Genomic DNA, 5,420 nt, shown 5'->3' on the forward strand with positions numbered 1-5,420 from the left:
CCGGAGGAGGTCCGCGGCCTCGCCCGCGCGGCGATGGCGATGGACGCCCACGCCGCGGCGCACGCCGTCCGGACCGCCATAGGCCGCGACGGGGTCGTGCGCGCCTGGGACGGCCTGATCGTCCCGGTGCTGGCGGGGATCGGCCGCAAGTACGCCGCGACCGGCGACTGCGTGGAGGTCGAGCACCTGCTGTCCGCGGTGCTGCTCGGCTGCCTGCTGGAGGTGCCGCCGCCCGCGGCGCCGCGCAACGCCCGTCCCGTCCTGCTCGCCTGCGCGCCGGAGGAGCAGCACAGCCTGCCGGTGCACGCGCTGGCCGCGGCGCTGGCGGAGGCGGGCGTCGCCGTCCGGCTCCTCGGGGCCCGGGTGCCGCCCCGCGCGCTCGCCGCCGCGATCCGCCGGACGGGGGCGAGCGTCGTCTTCGTCTGGTCGCAGACCGCCGAGACCGGTGCCCCCGAGTGGCTGGCGGAGCTGCCCGGGTCGCGCCCGGCGGCCCGCCTCCTCGCCGGGGGGCCGGGCTGGGCGCGCGACCGGCTCCCGGACGCGGTCCGGCCGGTCGCGACCCTGCCCGCGGCGATCGCCGCGGTGGAATCCTTCTTCAACCCCGCCTGACCTGCCGAAACTGGCCTGATCATGCCGTTCCTTGGTGCCGCCCCGGTTGCGCGCGCCCCGCCGAACGACTATGAACAAGTTTTGAAGCGATTTGGCGACGGGGTGGTGGCATGACGCTCGGGGAGCGGCTCGCGCGCGGTGACGAGGCCGCGCTGGACGAGTGCTACGGGACGCTCGGACCCCTCGTCCGCAGGCATGTCGGGCGCCTGGTGCCCGGGCACGCCGTGGACGACGTGGTGCAGGCCGTGTTCCTGGAGGTGTGGCGGGCCCGCGGGCGGTTCGACCCGGCTTGCGGCCTGGAGCCCTGGGTCCTGGCGATCGCCCGCAAGAGGGCGATCGACCAGCTGCGCGCCGAGGCGCGCCACTACCGCCGGACGGTCCCGCTGGAGGACGCCGCGCGGGCGCACGACGACACCGCCGCCGTGGACGCCGCCTGCGACGTCCGCCAGGCCCTCGCGGTCCTGCCCGCCCCGCAGCGGCAGGCGATCGTCCTCGCCCACTACGGGCAGCTCACGCAGCGGGAGATCGCCGACCGGCTGGCCGTCCCGCTCGGCACGGTCAAGGCGCGCACGACCCGCGGCCTCCGCCGCCTCCGCGACCTGCTGTGACGCCCCCCCGGCGCGCCGTCCGGGGCGGCGGGGAAAAGGACGGCGTCCGGGACGTCATCAGGCTCGCAATCAGCGAAACGGCGGTTCACGGCGAGTCGCCCACGATGCGGACCGATCCATGATTCACTGAGACTCTCGCTACTTATTGTGAGGGCAAAGTGACTCAGAGTTCTCGTCTGGTTCTCGGCAAGACCCTGGCGGTGGTCGTCGCCGCCCTCATGCTGGCTCTGAGCGCCGCGGTGCCGGCCAGTGCGAACCCCTCGCACGGCCTCAACGACTGGACCTGCCGTCCCTCGCCCGCGCACCCGCGTCCGGTCGTGCTCCTGCACGGGGCGATGACGAACGCGACGATGTCCTGGCCGGTCATCGGCCCGCAACTGGCGGCCAACGGCTACTGCGTGTTCGCTCCGACCTACGGCGGCCGGCTGCCGGTCGTCCCGGTGGGCGGGATCGACTTCGTCGAGAAGTCGGCCTGGGAGATCTCGGCCTATCTCGACCGCGTCTTCGAGGCGACCCAGGCGGAGAAGGTCGATCTCGTCGGCCACTCGCTCGGCGGTTTCGAGGCCGTCTTCATCCCCAAGTTCATCCCCGGGAAGGCCAAGCGGATCGGCCACGTGGTCTCCCTGGGAGCGCCCATCCACGGGACGGACTACAGCCGCGCGCTCAGGCTGGAGGAGGCGCTGCTGCTCCGCCCCCCGGCCGACTTCGTCAACAAGGAGCTCATCTGCGCGCCGTGCGTCCAGCTGGAGGACGGGGGAGACTCGGTCGACCAGCTGGAGACCGGCCGCATCACCCGGCCGGGGATCGACTACACGATGATCGCCACGCAGCACGACGAGGCCGCCACGCCGCCGGACATCGCGTTCATCACCGAGCCCGGCGTCAAGAACATCTACGTGCAGCACTACTGCCCGTCGGACCTCAGCGGCCATCTCGGCCTTCTCGACAACTCCGCCGTGAACGGCCTCATCCTGCGGGCTCTGGATCCGGGCCACAAGCGCCGCATAGCGTGCGGGCTCAGCATTCCCGGGTGATCCCCGGGTGACCCGCGCGCGGCGGCCGGCCCCGGCCCGATGACCGCGGGCGCGGGTCAGGCGCAGGCGGTGTGCAGCTCCTCCAGGGCCTCGCGCCACAGGGCGGCCAGCCGCTCCGGCCGGGTGCCGGGCGACGCGGCGAGCGCGGTGTCGGTGACGAGGAACGCCGTCACCGCGTTCCCGTACTGGACGATCACGATGTTGAGGCGCTGCCGCGGCACGAAGCCCGGCAGCGTCATCACCCGGCGCACCGGCGCCTCCGCCACGGCCAGGCCCGGCGCGACCCGGAGCGTCGTCACGCCCATGGCGATGAAGTCCGGGTCGACGACGCGCTCCAGCATCGCCTTCGCCAGCCGGTACGGGATGCGGTTCGAGACCGCCCGCCCCCGGTCGCGGTGAACGCGGATCCGCCGTTCACCGGTCTGGCTCATCACCTGCCGCAGGTGCTCGCGCGGGGACGACCGCCCGCAGGGCAGGTCCAAGGGCAGGATCCCGACGTCGGGCCCGAAGGTGCCGCTACGGTCCGGCGGCCGCAGGTCGATCGGGATGTACGCCGGCAGCGCGCGTCCCACCTCGGGGCCGGGCCAGTCCTCGGGCGTCCAGGCGCGGAGCGCGCCGGTGAGCGCGGCGAGGCACACCTGGTTGAGGGTCGCCCGGTTCGCCCGTGCGACGGCGAGCAGCTGAGCGACGTCCAGGTCCACTCTGGTGATGGTGTACTCGCCCGTGGACGGCACTTTGTTGGGCGACCAGCGCGGCCGTCGTCGCAGGCGCACCCCCAGGTCGAGGCGCTCGCGGACCGAGGGCCGCCCGGACGCCGGATCCGCCGCCCGCCCGCGCTTGGGCGCGCGGGCGGCGCGCGCCCCGGGCTCGCCCAGCCGCCGGCGGCCGAACAGGGCCTCCAACGTCCCGATCATGGACGTCCCGTCCTGGAACATCACGTGGGTGCGGTAGCACAGCGTGTACTCGTCGGAGGCGTGGCCGTGCAGCATGACCAGTTCCCACGGCGGACGGTCGAGCGGCAGAGGCGGTAGAGCGAGGATCGCCGCGATCGTGTCGTCCTCTGGGGCGAGCTCCACCTCACGGACGTGCGGCGAAGGGTCGAAGTCGTCGACCGGCACCCACCGCGACCGGTCGTCGCCCAGCCGGTACCTCAGGAGCGGCGCCCGATCGAGGCGGTCGGCGATCTCGGCGCGCAGCGCGTCCAGCGAGGGAGCCGGGCCCTCGACGGTCAGGACGCCGCAGGTGGCGACGAAGAAGTCGTCCTCCCCGGACATCCGCTCCAGGATCCGCGTGGTCGTGCTCACCGGTACCGACTCGCTTCGCGGTGCCGTGCGCAGGAAAGGCATGGGGACTCCCCTCGGACGGTCGCGTACTGACGCGGCCCTTTTGTTGACTGTCTGCTTGTCTATCACTACATAGAGTGATGAGTGCGGGCGGGGTCTCGCCTGCCGAGGCACTGAGGAGAAGACGTGTCGATGAACAAGACGGAGGCGCGCTGCGCGGACGCCTTCACACCGTGGCCGCCGGAGTTCGAGGCCCGCTACAAGGCGGAGGGCTACTGGGGCGACGTCCTGCTCGGCGACATCGCGCGCGGCGACCCGTCCAGGACGGCGGTGGTGGCGGGGCGGGACCGGGTGTCCTACGGCGAGCTGGACCGGCGGGTCGCGAACACCGCCTCCGGCCTCCTCCGCCTGGGCGTCGAGCGCGGTGACCGCGTCATCGTCCAGCTGCTCAACACGACCGGCTTCGTCGTGACGTTCCTCGCCCTGGCGCGGATCGGCGCGATTCCCGTCCTGGCGCTGCCCGCGCACCGCGAGAGCGAGATCCGCTACCTGTGCGAGCTGGCGGACGCCCGCGCCTACGTCTGCGCCGACACCGACGGCGGCTTCGACTACCGGGCGATGGCCCGCGCCCTGCCGGTCGAGCACGTGATCGTGGACGGCGACGCGCAGGAGCTGGTCGCGCTCGCCGAGCTGGCCGGCGGCACCGGCGGCCCCGCGGAGATCTGGAACCGGCCGGCCCCGTCCGACATCGGCGTGCTCCTCCTGTCGGGCGGGACGACCGGGCTGCCCAAGCTGATCCCGCGGACGCACCGCGACTACGTCTACAACCTGGAGGCGAGCGCCGAGGTGTGCGGCGTCACCGCCGGCACCGTCTACCTCGCCGTGCTCCCGGTCGCGCACAACTTCGCGCTCGCCTGCCCCGGCGTCCTCGGCGTGCTGGCCGCCGGCGGCACCGTGGTGCTCGCCTCGTCCGGCTCCCCCGACGAGGCGTTCCCGCTGATCGAGCGGGAGCGCGTCACCGCCTGCGCGCTGGTCCCGCCGCTCGCGCACCTGTGGCTGGAGGCGGCGCCCCGGACCCGGAACGACCTGTCCTCGCTCGCGCTGCTCCAGGTCGGCGGCGCCCGGTTCGCGCCCGAGCGGGCGGCGCGCGTCCCGGAGGTCCTCGGCTGCGCCCTCCAGCAGGTGTTCGGGATGGCGGAGGGCCTGCTGAACTACACGCGGCTGGACGATCCGCCGGAGCTGGTCGAGCGCACGCAGGGCCGCCCGCTGTCCCCGGCCGACGAGATCCGGATCGTGGACGCCAAGGGCGCGCCGGTGGCCCCCGGCGAGGTCGGCGAGCTGCTGACCCGCGGCCCGTACACGCCGCGCGGCTACTACCGCGCGCCCGAGCACAACCGGCTCGCCTTCACCGCGGACGGCTTCTACCGCACCGGGGACCTCGTCCGCCGCCTGCCGTCCGGGCACCTCGTCGTGGAGGGCCGCGAGAAGGACCAGATCAACCGGGGCGGGGACAAGATCTCCGCGGCGGAGCTGGAGAGCCACCTCCTCGCGCATCCCGCCGTCCACGACGCCGCGGTGGTGGCCATCCCGGACCCGGTGGTGGGCGAGCGCACCTGCGCCTACCTGATCGCGCGCAGGCCCCACGCGAAGGACCGGCCCGCGGCGGACGAGCCGGCCGAGCCCGCGCCGGAGCGGCCCACGCTGCGGCAGATCAGGGACTTCCTGCGCGAGCGCGGGGTCGCCGCCTACAAGTTCCCCGACCGGATCGAGTACGTCGCGTCGTTCCCCCGCACCGCGGTCGGCAAGATCAGCAAGAAGGACCTGGTGGCCGCCGCGACCCGCTGACCGGCGGCCCGCGCAGGGGCGGCGGCGCGCGCCGGGGCGGC

General features: G+C 74.0%; 5 protein-coding genes. 4 read left to right on the plus strand and 1 reads right to left on the minus strand.

The window, feature by feature from the left end; genetic code table 11:
* The 3 genes from E1300_RS47325 to E1300_RS47335 all read left to right on the plus strand — a co-directional run.
* Positions 1-609, plus strand: a 609-nt coding sequence (locus E1300_RS47325; protein ID WP_207400409.1) for a cobalamin-dependent protein, incomplete at its 5' end; no start/stop codon positions are given.
* A 110-nt stretch (positions 610-719) separates the two neighbouring features.
* Positions 720-1,217 (plus strand): RNA polymerase sigma factor, encoded by a 498-nt coding sequence (locus tag E1300_RS47330; RefSeq protein WP_131763800.1) that lies wholly within the window; start codon positions 720-722, stop codon positions 1,215-1,217.
* 158 nt (positions 1,218-1,375) lie between these two features.
* A complete protein-coding gene (locus E1300_RS47335; protein ID WP_131763801.1) occupies positions 1,376-2,251 on the plus strand; it encodes an esterase/lipase family protein in 876 nt (291 codons plus the stop codon).
* A gap of 56 nt (positions 2,252-2,307) precedes the next feature.
* On the opposite strand, the gene E1300_RS47340 is transcribed toward E1300_RS47335, so the two are convergent.
* Entirely contained in the window at positions 2,308-3,555 is a 1,248-nt protein-coding gene (locus E1300_RS47340; RefSeq protein ID WP_165503323.1) for a wax ester/triacylglycerol synthase domain-containing protein, read from the minus strand.
* A gap of 171 nt (positions 3,556-3,726) precedes the next feature.
* Between E1300_RS47340 and E1300_RS47345 the strand changes: the two genes are divergently transcribed.
* On the plus strand, positions 3,727-5,379 hold the full coding sequence (locus E1300_RS47345; protein ID WP_131763803.1) for a (2,3-dihydroxybenzoyl)adenylate synthase: 1,653 nt from the start codon (positions 3,727-3,729) through the stop codon (positions 5,377-5,379).
* The last annotated feature ends 41 nt before the right edge of the window (positions 5,380-5,420 follow it).

This window comes from Actinomadura fibrosa (assembly GCF_900659615.1).
In the GTDB taxonomy this organism is placed as follows: Bacteria; Actinomycetota; Actinomycetes; order Streptosporangiales; family Streptosporangiaceae; genus Spirillospora; species Spirillospora fibrosa.

Excerpts from the sequence above, each read along its gene's own strand:
- E1300_RS47330 (WP_131763800.1), top strand. The coding sequence starts at position 720 with ATGACGCTCGGGGAGCGGCTCGCGCGCGGTGACGAGGCCGCGCTGGAC.
- E1300_RS47345 (WP_131763803.1), top strand. The coding sequence starts at position 3,727 with ATGAACAAGACGGAGGCGCGCTGCGCGGACGCCTTCACACCGTGGCCG.